23 protein-coding genes, 1 other RNA gene and 1 pseudogene are annotated in these 24,891 nt (G+C 31.4%); 3 read left to right on the top strand and 22 right to left on the bottom strand.

All coding sequences use genetic code 11. The annotated features are described in order from the left end of the window. Nucleotides 1-9 precede the first annotated feature (9 nt). From CPJCM30710_RS03395 to pxpB, 12 genes are all read right to left on the bottom strand, one after another. The gene (locus CPJCM30710_RS03395) at nucleotides 10-336 is read right to left on the bottom strand and encodes a P-II family nitrogen regulator (protein ID WP_212902767.1); all 327 of its coding nucleotides are present in this window, start codon (nucleotides 334-336) and stop codon (nucleotides 10-12) included. Nucleotides 337-617: 281 nt separating this feature from the next. Beyond that, complete coding sequence (gene nifH / locus CPJCM30710_RS03400) at nucleotides 618-1,439, bottom strand: nitrogenase iron protein (RefSeq protein WP_212902768.1); 822 nt, start codon at nucleotides 1,437-1,439, stop codon at nucleotides 618-620. 1,136 nt (nucleotides 1,440-2,575) lie between these two features. Further along, nucleotides 2,576-3,091 carry a peptidoglycan recognition protein family protein gene (locus tag CPJCM30710_RS03405; protein ID WP_246503443.1) on the bottom strand — a complete coding sequence of 172 codons (516 nt, stop codon included), beginning with the start codon at nucleotides 3,089-3,091 and terminating at the stop codon, nucleotides 2,576-2,578. A 90-nt stretch (nucleotides 3,092-3,181) separates the two neighbouring features. After that, entirely contained in the window at nucleotides 3,182-4,141 is a 960-nt protein-coding gene (gene uvsE / locus CPJCM30710_RS03410) for a UV DNA damage repair endonuclease UvsE (RefSeq protein WP_212902769.1), read from the bottom strand. Nucleotides 4,142-4,258: 117 nt separating this feature from the next. Next, a complete protein-coding gene (locus CPJCM30710_RS03415) occupies nucleotides 4,259-4,963 on the bottom strand; it encodes an ABC transporter ATP-binding protein (RefSeq protein ID WP_212902770.1) in 705 nt (234 codons plus the stop codon). Next, nucleotides 4,956-5,738 (bottom strand): ABC transporter ATP-binding protein, encoded by a 783-nt coding sequence (locus CPJCM30710_RS03420; RefSeq protein WP_212902771.1) that lies wholly within the window; start codon nucleotides 5,736-5,738, stop codon nucleotides 4,956-4,958. The genes CPJCM30710_RS03415 and CPJCM30710_RS03420 overlap by 8 nt, the downstream gene beginning before the upstream one ends. Nucleotides 5,739-5,743: 5 nt before the next feature. Continuing rightward, nucleotides 5,744-6,688, bottom strand: coding sequence for a branched-chain amino acid ABC transporter permease (locus CPJCM30710_RS03425; protein ID WP_212902772.1), 945 nt, complete (start codon nucleotides 6,686-6,688; stop codon nucleotides 5,744-5,746). An 8-nt stretch (nucleotides 6,689-6,696) separates the two neighbouring features. Continuing rightward, complete coding sequence (locus CPJCM30710_RS03430; protein ID WP_212902773.1) at nucleotides 6,697-7,572, bottom strand: branched-chain amino acid ABC transporter permease; 876 nt, start codon at nucleotides 7,570-7,572, stop codon at nucleotides 6,697-6,699. A 31-nt stretch (nucleotides 7,573-7,603) separates the two neighbouring features. Next, entirely contained in the window at nucleotides 7,604-8,749 is a 1,146-nt protein-coding gene (locus CPJCM30710_RS03435) for an ABC transporter substrate-binding protein (RefSeq protein ID WP_212902774.1), read from the bottom strand. 599 nt (nucleotides 8,750-9,348) lie between these two features. Then, nucleotides 9,349-10,113 (bottom strand): 5-oxoprolinase subunit PxpA, encoded by a 765-nt coding sequence (gene pxpA, locus CPJCM30710_RS03440; protein WP_212902775.1) that lies wholly within the window; start codon nucleotides 10,111-10,113, stop codon nucleotides 9,349-9,351. 10 nt (nucleotides 10,114-10,123) lie between these two features. Then, nucleotides 10,124-11,128: a 5-oxoprolinase subunit C family protein gene (locus tag CPJCM30710_RS03445; protein WP_281413947.1), complete on the bottom strand. Its 1,005-nt coding sequence runs from the start codon at nucleotides 11,126-11,128 to the stop codon at nucleotides 10,124-10,126. Then, the gene (gene pxpB, locus CPJCM30710_RS03450; protein WP_212902776.1) at nucleotides 11,125-11,877 is read right to left on the bottom strand and encodes a 5-oxoprolinase subunit PxpB; all 753 of its coding nucleotides are present in this window, start codon (nucleotides 11,875-11,877) and stop codon (nucleotides 11,125-11,127) included. The genes CPJCM30710_RS03445 and pxpB overlap by 4 nt, the downstream gene beginning before the upstream one ends. A 490-nt stretch (nucleotides 11,878-12,367) precedes the next feature. On the opposite strand from pxpB, the gene CPJCM30710_RS03455 reads away from it, so the two are divergent. Next, on the top strand, nucleotides 12,368-13,405 hold the full coding sequence (locus tag CPJCM30710_RS03455) for a vWA domain-containing protein (RefSeq protein WP_212902777.1): 1,038 nt from the start codon (nucleotides 12,368-12,370) through the stop codon (nucleotides 13,403-13,405). Between the two features lie 48 nt (nucleotides 13,406-13,453). On the opposite strand, the pseudogene CPJCM30710_RS03460 reads toward CPJCM30710_RS03455, so the two are convergent. The 4 genes and pseudogenes from CPJCM30710_RS03460 to CPJCM30710_RS03475 all read right to left on the bottom strand — a co-directional run. Further along, nucleotides 13,454-13,549: pseudogene (locus CPJCM30710_RS03460) on the bottom strand (IS3 family transposase); the annotation flags it as partial. Between the two features lie 272 nt (nucleotides 13,550-13,821). Further along, a complete protein-coding gene (locus CPJCM30710_RS03465; protein WP_212902778.1) occupies nucleotides 13,822-14,391 on the bottom strand; it encodes a hypothetical protein in 570 nt (189 codons plus the stop codon). Between the two features lie 479 nt (nucleotides 14,392-14,870). After that, nucleotides 14,871-15,410: a hypothetical protein gene (locus CPJCM30710_RS03470; RefSeq protein ID WP_212902779.1), complete on the bottom strand. Its 540-nt coding sequence runs from the start codon at nucleotides 15,408-15,410 to the stop codon at nucleotides 14,871-14,873. A gap of 277 nt (nucleotides 15,411-15,687) precedes the next feature. Then, nucleotides 15,688-16,203 (bottom strand): hypothetical protein, encoded by a 516-nt coding sequence (locus CPJCM30710_RS03475; RefSeq protein ID WP_212902780.1) that lies wholly within the window; start codon nucleotides 16,201-16,203, stop codon nucleotides 15,688-15,690. A 385-nt stretch (nucleotides 16,204-16,588) separates the two neighbouring features. Here CPJCM30710_RS03475 and CPJCM30710_RS03480 point away from each other — a divergent pair, with 385 nt between their 5' ends. Continuing rightward, on the top strand, nucleotides 16,589-17,707 hold the full coding sequence (locus tag CPJCM30710_RS03480) for a clostripain-related cysteine peptidase (protein WP_212902781.1): 1,119 nt from the start codon (nucleotides 16,589-16,591) through the stop codon (nucleotides 17,705-17,707). Between the two features lie 228 nt (nucleotides 17,708-17,935). Further along, nucleotides 17,936-18,652 (top strand): hypothetical protein, encoded by a 717-nt coding sequence (locus CPJCM30710_RS03485; protein WP_212902782.1) that lies wholly within the window; start codon nucleotides 17,936-17,938, stop codon nucleotides 18,650-18,652. A 255-nt stretch (nucleotides 18,653-18,907) separates the two neighbouring features. On the opposite strand, the gene rnpB is transcribed toward CPJCM30710_RS03485, so the two are convergent. The 6 genes from rnpB to CPJCM30710_RS03515 form a co-directional block, all read right to left on the bottom strand. Next, nucleotides 18,908-19,255, bottom strand: an RNA gene (rnpB, locus tag CPJCM30710_RS03490) — RNase P RNA component class A. 86 nt (nucleotides 19,256-19,341) lie between these two features. Beyond that, nucleotides 19,342-19,551 carry a heavy-metal-associated domain-containing protein gene (locus CPJCM30710_RS03495; protein ID WP_212902783.1) on the bottom strand — a complete coding sequence of 70 codons (210 nt, stop codon included), beginning with the start codon at nucleotides 19,549-19,551 and terminating at the stop codon, nucleotides 19,342-19,344. 40 nt (nucleotides 19,552-19,591) lie between these two features. Then, nucleotides 19,592-22,033, bottom strand: coding sequence for a heavy metal translocating P-type ATPase (locus CPJCM30710_RS03500; protein ID WP_212902784.1), 2,442 nt, complete (start codon nucleotides 22,031-22,033; stop codon nucleotides 19,592-19,594). A 10-nt stretch (nucleotides 22,034-22,043) separates the two neighbouring features. Then, complete coding sequence (locus CPJCM30710_RS03505; RefSeq protein WP_212902785.1) at nucleotides 22,044-22,313, bottom strand: metal-sensing transcriptional repressor; 270 nt, start codon at nucleotides 22,311-22,313, stop codon at nucleotides 22,044-22,046. 414 nt (nucleotides 22,314-22,727) lie between these two features. Then, a complete protein-coding gene (locus CPJCM30710_RS03510) occupies nucleotides 22,728-24,107 on the bottom strand; it encodes a sensor histidine kinase (RefSeq protein ID WP_212902786.1) in 1,380 nt (459 codons plus the stop codon). A 3-nt stretch (nucleotides 24,108-24,110) separates the two neighbouring features. Then, nucleotides 24,111-24,812 carry a response regulator transcription factor gene (locus CPJCM30710_RS03515; protein WP_212902787.1) on the bottom strand — a complete coding sequence of 234 codons (702 nt, stop codon included), beginning with the start codon at nucleotides 24,810-24,812 and terminating at the stop codon, nucleotides 24,111-24,113. Nucleotides 24,813-24,891: the final 79 nt, after the last annotated feature.

Genomic DNA, 24,891 nt, shown 5'->3' on the forward strand with positions numbered 1-24,891 from the left:
CCTTCTATGTTAAAGCTCATTTGAGCCTGAGCTTATTGTATATGCTGCTTCTACAGGAACTATAAAGATTTTTCCGTCTCCGAAAGCACCTTTTTCTCCTGTTTTTGCATTTTTCATGATTATCTTGATAACATCATCTTTATCTTCATCATTTATAACTAACATAAGCATTTCTTTTGGGATTTCATCATAGAAAACTTCTCCAACTTTAACCCCTCTTTGCTTACCTCTACCTACTACATCATACTTAGTTACCGCTGGAAAGCCTGCGTCACATAACTCAGATAGAACGCAATTTACTTTTTCAGGTCTAATAATAGCTTTTACCATTAACATACATTGACCTCCTCAATACAATTGTGATATAATCTATATACGAAAATTTACTCAAGTTATTTTGAATCACCACTGTCCATCTGTTTGTTGGCTGTGGTATATTTTTTTTTATTCTTCAAAATAACCCCACCTAATTATATATCTATACTCTTAATCCATGTTCAATTCTTCTTTATCACAACGTACTTATGTTGAATTCTTCTTTAGTTAGCAACTTATTCATTTCTTCTTTAGCAAGTAACTATGTTTAGCAAGTAACTATGTTCAATTCTTCTTATATCTTATAGATCTATTAGACCATATTCCATTAATATTTCTTCTAATCTATCTTGTGTCATTGGTTTTGGTATAACAAACATTTCATTATTGTGTATGTTCTTTGCTAATGTTCTGTATTCATCAGCTTGTTCAGCTGTTGGATCAAAATCTATAACAGTTTTCTTGTTTATTTCTGCTTTTGTAACCATAGGGCTTCTTGGTACAAAGTGAATTAATTGGCTTCCTAATTCCTTAGCAAAAGCATCTAGTAATTCATATTCATTAGCAACTTTTCTACTGTTACAGATGATACCACCTAATCTAACTCCACCGCTGTGTGCATATTTTTGTATACCTTTTGCTATGTTGTTAGCTGCATATAATGCCATCATTTCACCTGAAGCAACGATGTAGATTTCTTGTGCTTTACCTTCTCTTATTGGCATTGCGAAACCACCACATACAACGTCTCCTAATACATCGTAGAAAACATAATCTAATTCTGCTTCATATGCTCCTAGTTGTTCAAGCATATTGATTGAAGTTATGATACCTCTACCAGCACATCCAACTCCTGGTTCTGGACCGCCTGATTCAACACATTTGATACCACCATAACCTGGCTTTAATATTGATTCTAATTCAACATCTTCTCCTTCTTCTCTTAAAGTATCTAATACTGACTTTTGTGCTAAACCTCCAAGTAATAATCTTGTTGAGTCAGCTTTTGGGTCACATCCTACTACCATTATTTTATTTCCCATTTCAGCTAAACCTGCTGTTAAGTTTTGAGTTGTTGTGGATTTTCCTATTCCACCCTTTCCATAAATCGCTACCTGTCTCATAATATTGCCTCCTTGTTTTAATTATTTTTTTGGTTGTTTTTTGTTTGTTTTTTTATTTGTTTTGCTTGATGTATATACTATAACACCCCCCAATTATAAAATCAATACTTTTTTTAAAATTTTTTTGATATTTTTTTAATATATTATACGTTTTCATAAACATTTGTTAATCAAAAAGACTTTTTATTAACATTTTGTTAAATGAGAACGCTTTTTTAGCTCCTAAATTTAACTTTTTATCAAAAATTTTGCGAATTATTTTATATTTATAAATAAAATAGTTCGTATATTAATATAACAATTAAGTTCACATATTAATATTCATTCGTGTTTCAGAAATTATTGGAAATATACTTTAAGAATTATTTGTATGATTAGTTCGATATTTTTAAAAAGATATATCTCTTTTGTGAGATATTATAATTGATTCGTAAGATTGGTTTAAGTTTACCAAGTTAAACAGAATTAATAGGCATCAAGTCTATTAATTTTGAGCCACATTTCATTTTGTGAAATGATAGTAAATAAAAAAACCATTCTTGCCACATAGCGCAGCAAAGAAATTTGCCACACCATCGTGAACAAGAACGGTTTAACTTAATAGATCGTTATTCTATTTCAGTAAACTATCTTTATAAGTATTTACTACTTATTAGAAACTTGTTTTTAGGTAAAATACCTTATTTTCTTTTTTCAACAATTTATGTCATAATTTTATCATTTCACCCTCTGTATGTCAATATTTACTTTAGAAATAAAAAAACCATTCCTATCACACCAGCGCAACAAAAAGATTTGTCACACCATCGTGAACAAGAACGGTTTAACTTAATATATAGTTATTCTATTTGAATAAACTATTATTATACATACTTATTACTTCTTCTAAACTTATACTTTCCGGATGATTTCTTAACTTTACTTTGTTTTTAATAAAGCCATGTGCCTATTTTATCATTTTATCCTCTGCGATGTCAATATTCATTTGAAAAAATTTATTAAAGATTCTTTCTAATTTTTCTATGTCTTTAACTTGAAGTATTTCTAACATTTTGTGCTATCCATCTTCCATCTTAGATGATGAAAAAATTTTATACAGTTTACTTGAAATTATTGGAATATAGTTTCGTCATATATTATTCTAATGTTCGTATATTAGATACCGGCACTTTATTTTTTACCTCTTCAAAGGGAAAGTTTACTCCAGGACACTGGGTATCCATAATATCTTTATGTCTTAATAAATCTGTTATTGCATATTTCTGGACAAGATGCCTAGAAAGTAAAATTAAAGAATTTATCTGTTTTTTAGTGGGCTTCTCTATCATAAAATTTCCCTCTAACGCAATACCTAATGCAACATTATTGTAGGCACCAGCATGAGCACCAACAGAATTTTCTGCTCTTCCTCTATATATCTTACCATCTTTTCTTATATAGAAATGGTATCCAATTCCCGCCCAACCTCTTTTAAGATGTAATTCATGTATATGCTGTGGTGTCTTATTTTGTTCCACAGTATGATGAAAAATTATCATTTGAGGATTTAATGTATATTCCAATTCACCTTGCCACTTATATTTTACTTCAATAATTTTTAATGAGTGCTTTGTTTTACGTATATTTAAATATATCTTTTCTAACTCTCTCAATTCTTTTCTCCTATAAAGTTTTCTTCTTTAATTTATGCTAGGAGATTTTTTTTGTCACTATCATAGTCTTAGTTATCCAGTTAAAATTATTTAAGTAATTATCAAGGTGCTGTTATCTATCCATCTCCACCGAGGTCTTAAATTCTTAATATCTTCAGTGAGCTTAAATAAAGCTAAGTCCTTCATCTTTGCTTCCAACATTATATCAAAGTCCATACCTAATTCTTTTGCAATATCTAAAAATCTAATAAAGCTTTCTGCCTCAATATAATCCGCGTGTTTTCTATCCTTTTCCCCTTCTCTTGGCGAAGAAAAATGAATTTTGGGCGGTAAACTTTCTCCTTCCCACGTTTGAAAAATTTCTCCTAATAAATCTGTTAATTTTTCCCCATTATTATTACAAATATGATGATGCACATCTAATACCATAGGTATTGATAAATCTTTACAAAGTTCTAGAACCTCCTTAGTTGTAAATGTCTTATCATCATTCTCAATTATAATTCTTGATGATATTTCTTGTGGTGTTTTATTAAAATTAGCTTTGAATCTCTCCAATGCTTTTTCCTTACCTCCTACACCACCGCCAACATGCATCACCATTTTTCCTTCTGAGTACTCCATATCTTCGAAAAAGTGAGCATGAAACCATAAGTTTCTAATTGTATTTTCTACAACTTCATCTCTATTAGAATTTAAAACATTAAATTCATCGGGGTGCGTATCCACCCTCATATTATGTTGTTTTATGAATGCACCGATTCTTTGGAAGTCCTTTCTAAAAATTTTTCTGTAATCCCACATAACTTCTGGATGTGTGCATAAAGGGACTAGTGCGGAAGTTATTCTATAGAAATGTATTTGATTTTCTATAGTATATTTAAGAATCGTATATAAATCATCTAGATTCGATAATGTTACAGCTTTAAGTTTCTCTATCTTTTTTTCCATTGAAAGAAGCTTATTATAATTTGAATAGGTTACAGTACTTGATGACGTAACTTTAGGTAAATTCAATGCAATTGCTACATATCCTAGCCTTACCTGCATTATATCGTCTCCTTAACTATTTTTTTTAGTTTATGAAGAAGAAGCTTTAATTATCTTATTTTACTGTAATAAATATAAAAAAGGATGTTCCCAACCTTGGAACATCCTCATATAAAATTACTCACCTAAATATGCACTTCTTACCTTATCGTCTTGTAAAAGCTTGCTTGCTTCTCCACTAAGAACTATACTTCCTGTTTCAAGAACATACGCTCTATGAGCAATAGATAGAGCCATATGAGCATTTTGCTCAACAAGAAGTACTGTTGTACCACCCTTGTTGATTTCTTGAATAATATCAAAAATACTTTTAACCACTAGTGGTGCAAGTCCCATGGATGGTTCATCAAGAAGAAGAATTTTAGGCCTGTTCATAAGTGCTCTTCCCATGGCAAGCATTTGCTGTTCTCCACCTGAAAGGGTACCTGCCATTTGATTTATTCTCTCCTTAAGTCTTGGAAACTTTTCATAAATCATTTCATAGTCTTCTTTGATACCATCTTTATCTTTTCTAAGATAAGCACCTAACTCTAAGTTTTCTCTTACCGTTAAGTTTGCAAATATCTTTCTTCCTTCTGGTACATGACCTATACCTAATGCTACTAGTTTATGTGCTGGAATGCTTTTTAATGGCTTATCTTGAAAGTATATTTCTCCACTCTTAAAAGGAATAAGTCCTGATATTGCCCTTAAAGTAGAAGTTTTTCCAGCACCATTGGCACCTATCAAGGTTACAATCTCGCCTTCATTTACCTCAAGTGTAATATTTCTCAAAGCTTGTATTCCTTCATAAAAAACATTTAAATCTTTTATCTTAAGCATTTGCAGCCTCCTCCTCAAGACAGGTTCCTCCAAGATATGCCTCTATTACTCTTGGATTCTTCTTGATCTCTTCTGGTGTACCTTCTGCTATCTTTTTACCGTAGTCAAGAACAGCAATTCTCTCACAAACCCCCATAACCAGCTTCATATCATGCTCGATAAGTAATACTGCAACATTAAAATTATCTCTTATCCAACTGATGAGATTCATAAGCTCGTGAGTTTCCTGAGGATTCATTCCTGCTGCTGGCTCATCTAACAATAATAACTCTGGTTCAACAGCTAAAGCTCTTGCAATTTCAAGTCTTCTTTGATCACCATAAGAAAGATTCTTTGCAAGTTCGTTTGCTTTTATATCTAAATCAAAAGCTTTTAGAAGCTCTAAAGACTTTTTCTCTATTTCTCTTTCTTCTCTTTTATATTTAGGTGTTTTCACTACTGCATCAAATAGATTGTATTTTACTCTATAGCTAAAAGATATCTTAACATTATCTAATACTGTAAGATTACTAAACAATCTAATATTTTGAAAGGTTCTTGCAATCTTTTTTTGGGTAATGTAATAGGGCTTTAATCCGTGGATATTCTCCCCTTTGTAGGAAATAGTGCCTGCTGTAGGTGAATATACTCCTGTGAGCATATTAAAAACTGTTGTCTTTCCTGCCCCATTAGGTCCAATAAGCCCTATAACTTCTTTTGGCTTAATGTGTAAATCAAATTCTGAGACTGCTTTTAGTCCTCCAAATTGAATTGTTAGTTTTTCTACCTTAAGCATCTACATTACCTCCCTTCTTTTTTTGAAAATAATTTTTTTAATGGCTTTAAGGATATTTCTTTTGTTCCTAATAAACCTTCTGGTCTAAATATCATTAGTACTATAAGGGCTACTGAGTAAATTATCATTCTTAAATCCTTTATACTTCTTAGAAGTTCTGGCATAAATGTTAATATTACTGTTGCAATTATAGAACCTGATAACGAACCCATACCTCCAAATACTACGAAAGTTAAAATTTCTATAGATTTTAAGAAGTTAAATCCATCTGGTTGAATGAACATTGTATAATGTGCATAAAGTGCTCCAGCTACACCAGCAAAGAAAGCTGCTATTGCAAAAGCCATTATCTTAAATCTAGATGTATTAACTCCCATTGCTTCTGCTGCAATCTCATTTTCACGAATTGAGATCATGGCTCTTCCTTGCGCTGAGTGTATAATGTTATAAATGATTATCACTGAAGCTATCATTAAAAAGTAAGCCCAAGCAAAAGTTGTTTTTGGTGGTATCCCTGAAAATCCTCTTGGTCCTCCTAAATAGTCTATATTAGTTAAGATTACTCTTATTATTTCTCCAAAACCTAGTGTAGTAATAGCGAAATAGTCTCCCTTAAGTTTTAACGTTGGTATACCTATAATTAAAGCCACTAGTGCTGATAATATACCTCCTGCTATAAGTGCTGGAACAAAAGGAAGATGTAACTTTACAGAAATCATAGCTCCTGTATAGGCTCCTATAGACATAAATCCAGCATGTCCTAAGCAAAGTTGTCCTGTAAAACCTGTAATCAAATTAAGTGAAGCAGCTAATATAATATTTATACAAACTAAAACTATTATTCCTCCATAATAACGGTTTACTATTCTTTCTTTCATTAAGAAATCAAAAAGGAAGTAAAACCCTATTATTAATAATGCATATACTAAATATTTAACTATCTTTTTCATGCTACCACCTACACTTTCTCTCTAGTTTGCTTTCCTAATAACCCTGCAGGTTTTATAAGCAGAACTATTATTAATATAGAAAAAGCTATAGCATCTGCAAGTCTTGAGGATATATATGCTTTTGTAAGAGTTTCTGCTACTCCCATAAATAGACCACCTATAAGTGCTCCAGGAATTATTCCTATTCCTCCAAGAACTGCTGCAACAAAGGCCTTTAACCCTGGCATTATTCCCATATAAGGATCAATTGTAGTCCACGCCAATGCAACTAACACACCTGCTGCTCCTGCTAATGCTGAACCTAAAGCAAAAGTAAAGGAAATAGTATTGTTTACATTGATACCCATGAGGGCTGCAGCTTCAATATCATATGAAGCTGCTCTCATAGCTTTACCTACTTTCGTTCTATAAACTATATATTGGAGTAATACAACAAGTATTAAAGACACAGCTAAAGTTAATATTTGAATATTAGTTACTTGCAGTGATCCTATATTTATCTTTGAAGCTTTTATAAGTTGTGGGAACGTCTTTGGTGCTGGCCCCACAATAAATCTCATTCCATTTTCTAGTAATAACGACACTCCAATAGCTGTTATTAACAGCGTTATCCTTGGAGATTTTCTAAGTGGTTTATAAGCTATTTTTTCAATAATGATTCCCAATAACGCTGAGATAACCATTGCAATTATCAAAGTTGGGAAAAATGATAATTTTAAAGCTATAGCAGCATAAAATCCTGCAAAAGCTCCTATCATGTATATATCCCCATGAGCAAAATTTATAAGTTGGATTATACCATAAACCATGGTATAACCTAAAGCTATAAGGGCGTATATACCTCCAAGTGCTAGTCCATTAATTAATTGTTGTAGTAACTCCATATTTGCCCTCCTTAATTCACTAATTTAAAAGTTAAGGATTTACCTTTGTAACTAATGATGTTTTTTCTCCTTCAACTTTTACTAATACAGATCCCTTTACAGCAGTTCTATCTTCACCAAAACTCATTTTTCCAGTAACACCAGTAATTTGTACCTTTGATATAGCTTCTCTTATCTTGTCTCCATCAGTACTCTTTGCATCTTCAAGCGCCTTAAACATTATCTTAGCTGAATCATAACCAAGTGCTGCAAAACAGTCTGGTTCTTTATTGTATTCTTTCTTATATGCAGCTACGAAATCTTGAACTTCCTTAGTAGAATCTCCAGCGAAATAGTGATTAACATAAACGGCTCCCTTCACTGCATCTCCACCAATCTTGTACAATTCTTGAGATTCCCATCCGTCACTTCCTAAGAATTGAGACTGAATTCCAAGCTCTCTTGCTTGTTTTGCAATTAATGCAGTTACGTCATAGTAATCTGGAAGAAGAAGTACATCTGCATTTGCACTCTTTACCTTTGTAAGTTGAGCATTAAAATCTTTATCTCCATTATTATAGCTTGTATATTCTACAACGCTACCACCTTGAGCTTCATATTCCTTTTTGAAAGCTTCCGCTACACCCTTTGAATAGTCTGAACCTACGTTATATAAAACTGCTGCAGTTTTCTTTCCAAGATCTTTTGCAGCATATTTTGCCATAATAACTCCTTGATATGAATCTACATAACAAGCTCTAAATACATAATTTCCACCAGTCTTTGTTATTGTTGGTTCTGTCGCTGTAGGTGTTATCATTGGCACCATTGCTTGAGTTGCCTTTGGTGCAACTGCTAAAGTTGCTCCTGAAGTTACAGGCCCAATTACTGCTGCTACCTTTTCATCATCTACTAACTTATTGAAGGCATTTATTGAAGCATTTTGATCTGCTTGGTCATCTTCATAAACAACCTTAACCTTCTTTCCATTGATTCCACCTTTATCATTTAACTCTTTTTCTGCTAATAAAACACCTTCCTTAACAGAAAGACCGTAAGTTGCTACCTTACCAGTAAGTGGAGCTATTCCACCTATTTTAATTACATCACTTTCTGATGCTCCATTCTTTGAACATCCTGCAAATAAACTAACAGATAGTGTAAGCGCTGCCGCCATACCTAACATCTTTTTCTTCATAATGTAGACCCCCTTAATAATTAAAAAAAATAAAAAATAAGTTCTATTTAGCGTACTTATTTCATATATTTTTTATCTATATATAATTTTTCTTGAGCATTGGAAAAATAAAGATAAATTGTCCACAAACAGTGTATTTGTCTTACTTTTCCGACAATAAACTTGTCTTTCTCAGTAACTATATTATCAAGTTATCTCTCAAAAATCAATAACCATTTTATCGTTTTATTATTAATCTATTACAATATAGTTTTTATTGATACTAAATTATTACAATTATACGATAATAATTAATAATTTAAACATTAGTAATATATAGGTAATCGTTTACTAACGGCAACATTTTTTTACAAATATCATGATTATTTACACATTCTTATTTTTTCAACATTGTTTTTTGAAACTAATATTCTAGATTATTGTTTTTTGACAAACTTATAATTTTTTTATATACATACAATTAAAGCATCAATTTATACTTAATATTTTATTTTAAATTTTGCTAACTAATTTCCCATATAAAAAAAACGTACTTCAGTACGATTTTTTTATACTTTTTTTGTAGTTAAATGTAACATAATTATTTTCCCTCTTAAATATTACTTATTTATGAAATTCTGAAGATTAACTCCGGAAGATTCCATCAATTCTCTAATTTTTCTAGCAAAAGTTAATGCATGAGCTCCATCACCATGTATACAAACTGTATCTGCTTTAATTTGAATATCAATCCCTTGTTGAGATAGGACTTTCCCATCTTTAATCATTCGTATTACTTGAGTGATAGCTTCATTATCATCTGTAATTACAGCATTAGATTCACGGCGCGGCGTCAATGACCCATCTTTTTGATAAGTTCTATCAGCAAATACCTCGTTAGCAGTTCGAAGTCCTATTGCATCTCCAGCTTTTATAAGCTCACTTCCCGCTAATCCAAATAATGTTAATTCCGAATCTACTTTATAAACAGCTTTTGCTATTGCCTCAGCTAATAGATGATTTTTAGCTGCCATATTATATAGTGCCCCATGTGGCTTAACGTGCTGCATTTTTGCTCCTTCAGCTTTCACAAAACCATTTAATGCTCCAATCTGATAGACTACCATATCATAAGCTTCTTGAGGAGATATATCCATATTTCTTCTTCCGAACCCTACTAAATCAGGAAATCCCGGATGTGCTCCGATTGCAACTTTATTTTTAAGTGCTAGCTGTACTGTTTTGTACATGGTACTTGGATCACCAGCATGAAATCCACATGCAATGTTCGCTGAAGTAATAAACTTAAGTATTTCTTCATCACTACCTAGTTTATAAGCTCCATAACTTTCTCCCATATCACAATTTAAATCTATATTGTACATAACCCACCTCCTATAACCTGCTTAAAGTAAGACCTACTTTTAGTTTTTTAATATCTAGTTCTCTTTGTATGTATAATATTTGCGCTTCTTCTATAGAAATTTCTTTAAACCTAATTCTTTCTCCAGGTTTTATCTGTGCAATTATTGGAAGATCTACTGAAGCAACTTGAGCAATTTTAGGATAACCTCCAGTAGTTTGCCTATCTGCAAGAAGTACAATTGGATTTCCATCAGGTGGTACTTGAATAGTTCCAAAGGATACCGCCTCTGATATCATTTCTAGAGGTTGTGATAACTCTAAAGTTGATCCCTTTAATCTATACCCCATTCGATCAGATTGAGAAGTAACTTGAAATTCGCTTGTAAAGAACAATTCTCTACTTTTAGCAGAAAATTTCTCAAATTCACCACCATGAATTATACGGATGATAGGATTAGAACTATACTTCGGCAGTATTTCTGTGCTAACAAACCATTTTGGGGCTGCGAAATAATTCGATTCACTCATAGAAGAAAGTTTCTTAATTATATTAATACCTTCATCAGAAGGCTCACTAAACTCTAAAACATCATTTTCTTTTAAAGAACGTCCTTGAAATCCCCCAATTTCAGCTCTTAAATAAGTACTCTTACTTCCCATTACTTCTTGAATATTAAATCCTCCTGCTACTGATAGATAAGCACGACAACCTGATACACAAGCTCCAAATTCAAGAATACTTCCCTCTTTTACATAAACTGACCTCCATTGTGGAACCGGATATCCACCTATCTTTGGTGATAAGTTTCCTCCGCAGATAGAAATTAATGTATCTTTTTTTATTAATAATGATGGACCCATCATTGTAATCTCTAAACACGCACTATTTTCTTTATTTCCTAGTAACAAATTAGCTATACGGAGAGAAAATTGATCCATAGCACCGCTGATTATTACACCATATCTTTGAAATCCATATCTACCTAAATCCTGTAATGTAGTAAGAAGTCCAGGACGTATAATTTTTATACTCACATAAATTCCTCCTTCCAAGTATTATATTCATCATGAGAAATAGATTTAAACTTAATTATATCTCCTGATCTTAGAAGACTTGGAATATCATCTTTAGGTCTAAAAAGCGCTAAAGGAGTTCGTCCAATTAATTGCCATCCCCCTGGTGTACCTATAGGATATACTCCAGTTTGTTTTCCTGCAATTCCTACTGTTCCAGCAGGAATTAGTAAACGTGGAGATTGACGTCTTGGTGCAGCAATTCGTTCTGACATCCCTCCAAGATAAGGAAACCCTGGTGCAAAACCAATCATATATACGAGATATTCACCGCTAGAATGAATATTTATAACCTCTTCTATGGTAAGTCTATTATGCTTTGCTACATATTCTAAGTCTGGCCCAAATTCACCACCGTAACACACTGGAATCTCTACAATTCTTGGTTTATAATTTATATCATTTTCCACAGATAATAATATTTCTTTCATTATTGACTCAACAATAAAATAAGGAGACTTATAATTTGAGATATTTTTGTTTAGTCTATTTTGGGAATCTATATTATATACCTGTAAAGGATCGTAAAATACTGTAACAGTTGTAAATGCAGTAATGTATTCTATCATTCCTGGAAATGGATGCTCATCTAAATAAGCTGCTAACGCTTTTACCTTATGGTGTGTTTGAAGATCAATACTTTTACTAAATTCAATAATGATTGCAGAATCTCCAAGAGCAGATAGTTTCACTGAATTTATATCTTCCATATTAGTATCACTTCCTATCTTTTATGTATAATTATTAAAACTGAATAGACATATAGTCTATTCAGCTTTATTGTAACTAGTTGTTTTTCATAACAAATTATTAACTCAACAATTAAAAACTCTTATTTCGACAATGAACACATCTATTTTACAATTAAATTATTAAACATTCAATAAAAGAAAATTTATTACATGGTAACTAAAAAAGCCTTACTCTAAATTTGTTAGAGCAAGGCTTCTCTGCCAATTTAATGAAAATATGTATTTATCAAGGTAATTAAATTCTATTATAAAGCTGCTTATTAACCTTGTCAAACATATTTAAGGTTCTGCATCAATTTTCGAAATATATAAAATACTAACATACTAAAATTATATATAATACTTCTTAAATTTTATGAACATTGCACATTAAGAACTTTTTCACCAAATTTTTCATACCATATATTGAGTTCTTTATATTCAATTTAATAAAAAGGAGTAATTTTTAATGATTTCCCCAAGTGAATTAATAAAAACTTTAAGGCCAACTAAATCTGTAACAGAAACAAAAGTAGTAACCATTCCACCAAGACCTCCTAAGGCAGACATCATTTTTTCTTTTGACTTGACTGGAAGTATGCTTGCTATTCTTAATACAGCCAAAACAAAGGCCATAGATTTAATGAATGCTTTAGATGTTCTCGGTGTAGATATCAATTATGGAGTAACATCACACATGGATTATCCCCACTTCTATGCAAATTTTCATGGCTACACTGCACAATATGGATCTCCTGGAGTTGATTATGCTTATCAACTTAATCAAAGCATTACTTCTGATAGAACTGTAGTGTCATCCGCAATTAACAGTTTAATAATAGGCAATGGTGTAGACTTTCCTGAAAACTATACAAGAGTTTTCTATGAAAGCTATGCAGACCCTTCTGTAGGATGGCGCCCTGGTGCAAGAAGAATATTTGTACACTTCGGTGATGACGTTCCTCATGATGACAATATAAATCAAGGACTTCCAAAATTACCACAAACTACAGGCGGAGATCCTGGTAGAGACGAAGTTGCCAATACTCCTGACGACTTAGATCTTCAAAACGTGTTAAATGAAATGGCTTTAAACGGCGTTGTATTATTAGAATGTCATACAACCAATGATTTTATAGATAATTGGGAATACTGGGCAGGTATCACAGGAGGTAAAGCTTTTATTACAAGCTCCGCTTCACTTATAGAAGACTTAGTTATTGAAATCACTAGTCTTCTTAGTAATCCAACAGTCTCCAACCTTCACCTTATAGCAAGTCCTGGATATGAAGCTTGGTTAACTTCCGTTACTCCGCCTTCCTACCCAAGCGTTCCTACTGGAGAAAGCAGAAATTTTACTATTATAATTACAGTGCCTGCTGGAACTCCCCCTGGAGAGTATACGTTTTTAATTAGTGCTATTGCAGATGAAACAGTTAATTATGGAGATCAAACAGTTCGTATCACTGTACCATGCAGAGGATGCCAATTAATTTATCTTGATTAAAACTTTAAAAGGAAAAGTATATTCCTTTTAGTGGAGTTAAAAAATGAACTATGAAACTTTCAAAAGATGATCCCTGTATTTTACAGGAGTCATCTTTTTTAAGTTCCATTGTAAATGATAATTATTATAATAATCAGTATAATTACTTAATTGTAGATTTTAGTTCATGATAGGTGTTGAATATATGAAAACAATTTTGTTCTTTAATTTAAGAGTTAGTTTACGGATTAAAAATTAATATGATAGTAAGTAAAAACACTCACCACATAGTGAGTGTTGCAATCAATTTAGTGCAACTAAGTTTATAAGCCTAGTTCTGTATTAACCAACCATCTATCTAGGCCTATTGTTACCAATAGGATCTAGAGACATACCCGGAGACGGGACGGGCAGCCCCATAATGTCTCCTGTAACTTCTATTTTTCTAATAATAAGCCTCTACATACTCTACAAATAGTAAGATCATCGATACCTGTATAACCTGGAAGAAGTCCAATAACCCTGACTTTTTTAATAATATTATTTCCCCTATCAATACTTAGAGGATCCCATTGGGTATATCCATTATTATAATTTGCAGGGCCTGCAGTGGATGCAATTAAATTATTAGATTGATCATAAGCTTCTAATGTCACATTATAAGCTGATGCATAAAATAATGATACACTTGCTATAGGGTTGGTAAAAATTATTTCACGATAATTATTAGGATAACCGGATTGACTTAACCAAAAAGCTATGGTAACTGGTGAGGGTTCATTGGAATAATTACCTGACGTAAGAGTTAACCATGCTGGAAACTGTACTGTAGAAAAACCTACATTCACATCAGGAATAGGAGTACCTTGACCTCCACCCTCGAAAGTTATTTTGGCACATTCTTTATTCAAATAAATTACTTCAATAGAGTCTGCAGCCCTAGTTTGATTTATTATTTCAAGAGAATTGTAAATACTTACTGGTTTAATACCTTTATTAATTTCCAAAATATCATCTCCTAATTAATATATCTTTTGTTGATAAAATTTTATTTTAATAACATAGGTTGTTTATATATATATCGTTGTATTAATATTTCACAAACCATAATTCTACGAGTTTCACAGACTTGTCCATAACCACCTTATCAAATGCCACTTTTATTTTTTAAGTTTTATTAATTAAACTTAATGCTCGTACTATATTATATTTAAAATAATATTAATTGTTATGATTTATTTAAAAACAAATCTATGATTCATCAGAACTATTCCTACTCCACTAATGCTTTTAACATTGTAAACTACAAATAAACAAATAAAAAATTTATTAATGATTTAGCATACTCTTATGTTTACAGGCTAAAAATTAACATATTAACAAGTAAAAAACACTCACTACATAAGTGAGTGCTACAATCAACCTCTTAAGAAAAGTATTTTATAGAGTAGCGAGTAACATTTATAAAGGTTAATATCAATACCTTTTATTCCTCTAATAATAACCCTCTGCATACTGTGCAAATAGTAAGATCATCGATACTTGTATAACATGCACGTCCAATAACCCTAAGTTTTTTAATAATATTATTTTGCTTATTAATACTTAAAGACTCCCATCGTCTATATCTATTACTATAATTTGCAAGACCTCTAATGGATGCAATTAAATTATTAGATTGATCATAGGCTTCTAATATCAAATTATAGGCTGATGCATAAAATAATTCTACACTTGATACAGGTTCACTAAAAATTATTTCACGAAAATTATCATGATAACGCCATTCACTTACCCAATAAGCTATGGTAACTGGTGAGGGTTCATTAAAGTAATTACCTGAGTTAAGAGTTATCCATCCTGGAAACTGTACTGTAGAAAAACCTACATCCACATCAGGAATAGGAGTCTGTTGTCCTCCACCCTCAAAGGTTATTTTGGCACAGTTTTCATTAATATGAATTACTTCAATAGAATCTGCAGCCTTGTGTTGACTTATTTTTTTAATAACTTCACTATTTTTCAAATAATCATCTCCTAATTAATATATCTTTTGTTTAGATAATTTTATTTTTAGTAACATATATTGGTTTTTACGAAAAATATACAGCTTCAATCCCTAAACAATTCGTGAAATAGCCTCAGCATGCAATGCTTTTTCTACGCCATACAAGTTCAGTTATGAAGTTGTGTATTCTATACATACTATGTTACTTAACAAATAAAACGTTACCTTCATCCCCTACTGTTATTCAATTTATATTTATACATACTTGTTAAATACATCTGATTGCAGTAAATAGTTAACAAACTATAAGTCCTCTAGTTTTACAAACTGGTCCACAAACATCTTGCCAAATACCACTTCTATCTTCAGGACCTGCTCCAGCTTTAAATCCAATATCAACAGGACCAATTGGAAGTTGTCTAGTTAGGGTAAAGTTTAGCACTACCCTTGTTTGTTCTCCTGTTTCTTCATCTCCTGAGGGTATATTATCAAATTTTAATCCTTTACAAGCAGCAGGATTTTCATTAGGATTAGGTATGGTGTTATCTATAAAACAATCTTCGGAAGTTATTGATGAATCATCCTCAAAAAATACAGTATATGAACATGAAGCTAATAAGGCTGTTCTATCATTATCAGAAATATTAGGACAAAGGCATATTCTAATATTACTAAGTTCCCTTGAATCTGAATATGGTTCTATACGAGTTATTGTATATTGAAAAATATTTGATGGCCCAATCGGTGCAGGAACAGTAAGCTCAATCTCCCATCCATTTACCATATCAGTTACATTACAACCATTTGACATAACATACACTCCTTTTTTAATTAACTAAACTATATTTAACAATTATAATCCTTAATCCTTCAGGAAACATAAAATTTACTAGATATCGAGTCTATTAAATTTGAGCAAATTTCACTTTGTAAAATTGCAGCAAACAACCTCGACATGCAATGCTTTTTCTAGCATATACAATTTCAGTTATGAAGCTATTTCTCTATATATTATTATATTTAAAATAACATTAATTGTTATCATTTATTAAAAGCTACCCATATCATTCATAAGAATTCTTCTTACTCCGCTATGTTTTTTTAACATTATAAGTTGCAACTGAATAACATATATTAAGCAATATCTGCTATTTAATTTTAAAAATAGTATTTTAATTACTAAGGATGCTGATAAAATGATTCGTAAAACTACAAAAAAATGGACCATACTCATTTATGCAGATGGAAATAATGAAATGAACGATACGATGTATAATGCTATGCTAGCTTGCAAAAAGGCTGGTTCTAATAAAAATATAAATGTAATTATGCAGATAGGACTAATAAATAACAACGAAAATAAGTATTCTGATATTTGGTCAGGAGTAAGACGTTATTATATAAAAAGAAATAACCCTCTTTTAATTGAAGATTTAGGAAAAGTTAATATGGCAGATCCTAATAGTTTATATAAATTTATAAAATGGGGAATGGAAAACTATAAAGCAGAACAGTACATGCTGATATTATCAGGCCATGGTGCTGACTTTGTAGGTTGTTTAACAGATTTAAGTTTAAATGTTCCTTATATTATGGGTATACCAGAAATGATTAAAGCTATTAATTCAATAAAAGAAAACTCAAAGGATAAAATCGATGTATTAGTATTGGATATGTGTTATATGAATTCTATTGAAATTATTTATGAATTAGGGAAAGCAGAAGATACTGTCGTTAAAAGCATGGTCACATATACTGACTATGCTCCTTATGAAGGACTATCTTATGATAAATTAATTTTTTTCATCAAAAAATATAGTAAAGTTCATGATTTGAATTTATTTCTAAAATATTTAATAGATAATTTAAAATTTAATCTAACAGCCTTTGAAATAAATCATAAAAAATTAGAACAAATAAAAAATTTATTTAATGATCTAGCATACTCTTATAATAATAATAATGAAATTATTCAAAATCCCATTGATTTAATAAACAATCTTACACCTAAAAGTGAGCTTCCTGATTGTATAAAAAATATTAATAATAAATTATGGTCAATAATTATATACAGTAAAACAAAATTTAATGGAATAAATAATTCTATTAAAATAACTTCGAACCATATAAATAAATTAATATTTTTTTACTATAAATTAGCTTTTGCTAAAAATAATTATTGGACGAATTTATTGAGTAATATTTCTTTAGATCAACAGGTTACCACCGAAAATAAAATTAAAGTAAGACCAATAAACTCCTCATATCCAGTAGTTCATCATATATTAGAATTTAATTCATTCACAAACAATTGAAAATTCCCTCTATTCGCTTCTAATCAAGATTTTACTTTGTAAAATGGCAGCAGATTAATTAAAAGCAAACATAAATTAAAATAAAAAATTTATATTTGCTTTTAATTAATCTGCTTAAAATATCTTGACCTAAATTACTCGTTTTTCTATATGCATTTACATATTTTCTTACCAATTATCACCACTTAAAATCAAAGTGCATATTATATTAATGAGAGGTGATCATATATGAACTTATTTAACTATCTTTTTGGAGAAAAAGAAGATACTATAAACAATATTGAAATAAAAGTAGATAATAATCAATTAAAAGAAGACACTAATACAAATATTCAAAATGAAATAGCAATGGGCTGTTGCTGTGAACCTTGTGATCCAGTACGACCACCAGATTGTTCTAATTCTGTACCTTTTCAATGCACAATAATTGTACCTGCTATATTTAATTTACCTTTACCACCACCACAAGATTTGTCAAGATTTGTAAGCATAGCCTGGAATGATGATTGTTTAGAATGTATTATGGATAAGTGTGAACTAAATGCAATAGTTGATGATCCTTGTAGACCAGGAACACCACTACCAGATTGTAAAGCATGTGTAAAGAGATTTAGATATGTTGGCTGCATTAAATTTATTGCATGTCTTTCTCCAATTACAGGAGAAGGTCCCTCAACTACAGGTGGCGTTACAATCCCAAATTCAACAGCTTGTGCATCTGGCACATGTTGTGTATGTGTTAACCAAGTTATTTGTTTCACATGTGATTGCGACGACATGTGTCCAAGCGGTAATCTTATCTCTGGATATACTATAACTAGTGCTATACCAACACGAGTTTGTGAAAATAATGTTATCTGTGTAAGTGGTACTTTTAACTTTGTAACTACACCATGTGCTCCTGCTTCAGCTCCAGCTTGCTGTGCCCCAGCTTCTCAAAAATAGCTATACTACTTGAAGTAGTTTCTAATACAGGCTGTTGATAAGTATTGAATATCAACAGCCTGTAATTATGTAACCATAAGTTATCATTTATATTAATAAACCACTATTAAAACATATTAAAAATTAATACGAAATAAAGCTGAGCAGGCTGGATGTTCTACTGTTACATTAAAGTAAAACTTGATACACAGCGGCTATCAGTAAAAATCAATAGCAAAAAAGCTCACGGTAAAACCGTGAGCTCTATTCTCTAGTTATGCGACCAAGTCTATAAGCCGAGTTCTGTATTAAGCAATCATCTATCTAGGCCTATCGTTGCCAATAGGCTCCAGCGACACACCCGGAGGCGGGACGGGCAGCCCTAATGCCTCCCTATTCGGTCTTGCTCCAAGTGGGGTTTACATAGCCGTGAAGTCGCCATCACGCTGGTAAGCTCTTACCTCACCTTTCCACCCTTACCTTAAGGGAAACCCTTAAGGCGGTATCTCTCTGTTGCACTTTCCTTCGAGTCGCCTCGACTGGACGTTATCCAGCACCCTGCCCTATGGAGCTCGGACTTTCCTCTCCTGATTATTCATCAGCAGCGATTGCCTGACTTACTCGCAAGATTTATATTATCACACAAATTTATTATTTGCAAATAAAATTTATGGAAACATAGAAAGCTTATGGCTTATAAAATTTATATATTATAGATTTTCAAATTTTGTAACATCATAACCAGTGTCTTCAATGATAGCTTTGATTTCTTGTTCACTAGCAGATCCTTCAACTATAGCGTACTTTCCCTCTAAGTTAACTTCTACACTTGAAATACCATCTAATTCGCTTAACGCATTAGTAACGTGGTTTACACAGTGTCCGCAACTCATTCCTTCAATAAATACTTTTCTTTTCATAAAAAATACCTCCTAAATTTTAAGTATTATAATAAATTATTTAAACTAAAGGCTTAAACGTCTTTAGTCTAAGAGCATTTAACAACACAGAAACTGAGCTAAAGCTCATTGCAAGTGCAGCTATTATTGGATTTAATAATGGACCACCAAAGGCATATAAAATCCCCATAGCTACTGGTATTCCAAGTGTATTATACCCAAAAGCCCAAAATAAATTTTGTTTTATATTTCTAATGGTTTTTTTGCTTAATTGCACTGCTGTAGGAACGTCCATTAAATCACTTCTCATTAAAACTATATCTGCTGATTCTATGGCCACATCTGTACCTGAACCAATCGCAATTCCTACATCTGCTTGTGCTAATGCTGGTGCATCATTTATTCCATCACCAACCATAGCAACAACCTTTCCCTGACTTTGAAGTCTTTTTATTTCTTTAGCTTTATCATTTGGTAAAACCTCAGATATAGCTACATCTATTCCTACCTGCTTTGCAATAGCATCTGCAGTTCTTTTGTTATCACCAGTCAGCATTGCAACTTCTATACCCATTGAATGCAACTTTTCTATTGCTTTCTTACTGCTTTCTTTAACAGTATCTGCCACTGCTATTATTCCCTCTAGCTTATTGTTGATTGCAATATACATAGGTGTCTTACCTTCTGAAGCTAATCTGTTTGATTCTCCTTCTAGTAACTCAAGCCCTATACCCCTATCTGTCATTAATCTTTTATTACCTAATAAAACACTTTTATCATCAATATTAACTTCAATACCTTTTCCAGATATAGCTTTAAAATCCTTTGTAGATCTTAGTTCAATTCCTCTTTCTTCAGCACATTTTACTATTGCTTCACCTAAAGGATGTTCAGAACCCTTTTCTCCACTAGCAGCAATCTGTAACAATTCATCCTCTGAAATACTCTTTGATATTACATCCGTTACTTTTGGTTTTCCTTCAGTTATAGTACCGGTTTTATCAAAAACAATGGTTTTAATTTTATGAGCAGTCTCTAAAGCTTCACCACTCTTGATTAATACTCCATTTTCTGCACCTTTACCTGTTCCAACCATAATTGCTGTTGGAGTAGCTAATCCTAAAGCACAAGGACATGCTATAACTAAAACAGCAATAAATATGGTTAATGCAAATACTGGTGTCTCTCCAAGAGCATACCAAGTTACTGAAGAAATTAATGCTAACCCTATAACAATTGGAACAAAATAACCTGAAATCACATCAGCCATCTTTGCAATTGGTGCTTTTGATCCTTGAGCATCTTCTACCAACTTAATAATTTGAGCTAAGGCAGTATCTTTTCCTACCTTTTTAGCTATATATTTTATTGAACCATTCTTATTAATACTTGCACCTATTACTTTAGATCCCACAGTCTTTTCCACTGGTATGCTTTCACCAGTAAGCATTGACTCATCTATAGAAGTCATTCCTTCGAGTACTTCACCATCAACAGGAAGTTTTTCGCCTGGTTTAACAAATATAACATCTCCAACTTCAACTTCATCTATTGGTATAACTACTTCTTTGCCATCTCGAATGATAGTTGCTGTTTTTGGAGCAAGTCCCATAAGCTTTTTAATAGCTTCTGAAGTCTTACCTTTAGTTACTGATTCTAGATATTTTCCTAAGGTTATTAATGTTAAAATTGTAGCTGCTGATTCAAAATATAAATCATAAGCATAGTCTACATTTCCAATAAAAATCTGATAAATAGCAAAAATTCCGTATATAAATGCTGCCCAAACTCCTATTGATATCAGTGAATCCATGTTTGGATTTCTCATAACTAAAGATTTAAATCCTACTTGAAAAAAACGAGTTCCAGCTAACATTACAGGTAATACTAAAACAACTTGAATTACCCCATAATTAGCAGGGTTTTTCATTGGGTCAATGAATTCTGGCAGCATATACCCTAACATATGACCCATAGTTATCACTAATAATGGTACTGTACATATCACTGAAACTATAAATCTTCTCCATAAGTTCTTTATCTCTTTTTCTTTTCTTTCTTTATCTTTATCAACTGCAGCTTCTGCTTCACTAGCTTTATATCCTGCTTTTACCACTGCTTTTTTGATATCTGATATTGTTACTGTAGAAGGCTCAAAGGCGATAGAAAGCTTCTCTGTTGCAAGATTAACATTAGCCTCAACAACGCCATCTAATTTCCTTACTGCTCTTTCAACAGCTTTAGCACAAGCTGCACAAGTCATCCCTTCAACCTTTAACGTAGCATTTGTAGCTTCATTCATTGTTTTATATCCAGCTTTTATTATAGAAGCTTTTATTTTTTCTAAATCAGACTTTCCTTCATCAAAAGTCACATTTAATTTCTCTGTAGCAAAATTTACATTTGCCTCAGTAACACCTTCTACCTTTTTAGCAGCTCTTTCAACAGCCTTAGCACAAGCTGCACAGGTCATTCCTTCAATCTTTAAAACTTTTTTAATCATATCTTCCTCCTTATTTATCAATTAATTTACCTAAAATCATAATAAGTTCGTTAATCTTTTCTTCTTTGTCTTCTTCTTTTTCCAGTGCATGTTTAATACAATGAGTCATATGCTGCTTTAGTATAAGCTTATTTGCCTTTTTTAATAAAGCTTGAGCAGCAATTATTTGATTTGATATATCTATACAATATCTCCCATCTTCAATCATCTTAATTATCCCATCAACCTGACCCTTACAGGTCTTTAATGATTGAAGAGCTTTCTTTTTTTCATCATTCATAAAATACCTCCCCACCCCCTAGGGGGGTGCTATACTTTTATAATAATTTCAAATTATTATAATGTCAAGAGAATTTTTAGAAGTCTATTTTAACTATAACTTACCTAATTAATTCGTCTTTCTTATTAAAAATAAACAACTTCAATTCTTAATCACTTCTGGAAAATATCGTTGGCATCAGATACTTTTCCTAAAATTTTTAATTCAATATGAACTTATATATAGTAAACTATAAGTTCAGTTACGAAGTTGTTTATCTCTATATTATTACTCTAAACGAAAGGACTATACCTGCAGGTGATATTTGTAAAATATTATAGTAGAGAAATATGAATTTTTTATGTAGAAAATAATATTTAGATTTATTTAATAGCTAAACTAATAGTAAGTTCTTCATATATCAAATAAACAATTTTAGCTTGGCAAGTATATTCTAAATATTGTTCCCTCATTTATATTACTCTCTACTGTTATCCCTCCACCATGTGCACTTACAATTGCTTTTGTGATTGCAAGGCCTATACCTGCACCTCCCGTATTTCTTGTCCTTGACTCATCTACTCTATAAAACCTTTCAAATATATGTGAAAGATGTTCTTTTGATATACCAATACCACTATCCTCTATGCTTATTACTCCTTTACCATCTTCATAATAACACTTTACAATTACTTCTCCACCTTCTGGAGTATATTTTAGTGCATTGGAAAGTATATTAATGATAGCTTGATTTATCTTATCCTTATCAACATTTATAATGCATTCCTTTATATCACTTATTAATTGAACTTTTTTATCAATAAACTGTTTTTCAAAATTTATTATTATTTGATTCACTAATTCCTTTACATTTATTTTTTCCTTATCTAGTTTCATTGTTTCCTGATCGTATCTTGATAATCTTTCTAGATCACCAACTAATCGCTTAAGTCTTAAAATTTCTTCATGAAAACTCGTTAATCTATCTGAAGTTGGCTCCCATATACCATCTAAAATTGCTTCTAAATGACTTTGTAGTGTTGTTAGTGGTGTTCTTAATTCATGAGCAATATCTCTTGTCAATCTTGTACGAAGTAACTCCTGCTTTTCTAAAGATTCTGCTAGATTATTTACTGATGTAACTAAACTAGTTATTTCTTCAACTTTGGATTTTTCGATAATCCTATCCTTATAATGTCCTGTAGATATTAAATTAGTTGCTTTAACCACTCTTAATATTGGATTACTTATACTACCAGAGATAATGATTCCCAAAATAATTGATGAAAGTAACCCTATTACTCCAGCTGCAACAAAAATCTTGTTTAGAGTGTTTACAAAAACAAAATCTGCATCATTGTAATAAAATGGACCGTAATAGCCAACTTCTAAAATCCCATTTTTTACTCCATCAGAAGATAAATCATACTCATTAATTACATATTGACCATTAAAATTTGGAAACTTACTCATCATATTATTACTTATTTTCCGTATCATTGCTTCACACATTCCATGATTGTACTCTCTGGCATCCCAAACTACATTTCCATTAGTATCAGTAACTTTTATTATCAATCCATCCTGTAGAGCATTAATTCCTATGTTAGTAATAGCATTTACATCCCACTGATTATTTTTATATTGACTTTCTATGGAAGTAATAACAAAGTTTTTTCGTTCGTTTATTTTATCAGATACATATTCATTAAATCCTTTTTCTAAGTACAAATTAGCAAGTATACTAATTATAATAATACTTAAAGCAGTAACAAATATATAAGAATAAATAAGCTTTTGCCTTAACTTCTTCAAAAATTATTCACCACCAAACTTATATCCAATTCCATGAACTGTTAAGATATATCTAGGCTCTTTAGAATTATCCTCAATCTTTTGTCTTAAATTTTTTATGTGTGAATCTATAACTCTATCGTATACATCTAAATATTCATTCATACTCTTATCAATTAATTCCGCTCTCGTAAATGCTCTGTTTTGATTTTTAACGAAAACAAGTAGTAATTTAAATTCTGTTGGAGTTAGATATATAACCTCTCCCTTTTTTCTTACTTCATGTTTTACAATATCAATTATTAAATCACCATCATTAACTGAAATAATATCTTGATTAACAACTAAGCTACTACCTTCTGCTCTTTTAATCACTGCATTTACTCTTGCAACAAGCTGCTTAGGACTAAATGGTTTAGTTACATAATCATCTGACCCTAATCCAAAACCATTTAAGATATCTTCCTCTTGAACCTTAGCAGTAAGCATGATAATAGGAACATTTGAATTAACTCTTATTAACCTACAAATCTCTTCACCTGAAATATCCGGAAGCATCAAATCTAATATGATAAGCGATGGATGACTTTCTTTAAATAATCTTATTGCATCACATCCATTATAAGCAGTACAAACAACATATCCTTCTCTTTCAAGATAAGCTTTTATTACTTCCGCTATTTTAATTTCGTCATCCACAACTAAAATTTTCTTATTATTTTCCATATTATCCTCCTAATAAACACAGTTAAATTATTAGTACAAAGTTCTTGATGTATATCACCTTTAATCTAAGGCTTTTTTT

This window comes from Clostridium polyendosporum (assembly GCF_018332455.1).
Taxonomy (GTDB): Bacteria; Bacillota; Clostridia; order Clostridiales; family Clostridiaceae; genus Clostridium_AY; species Clostridium_AY polyendosporum.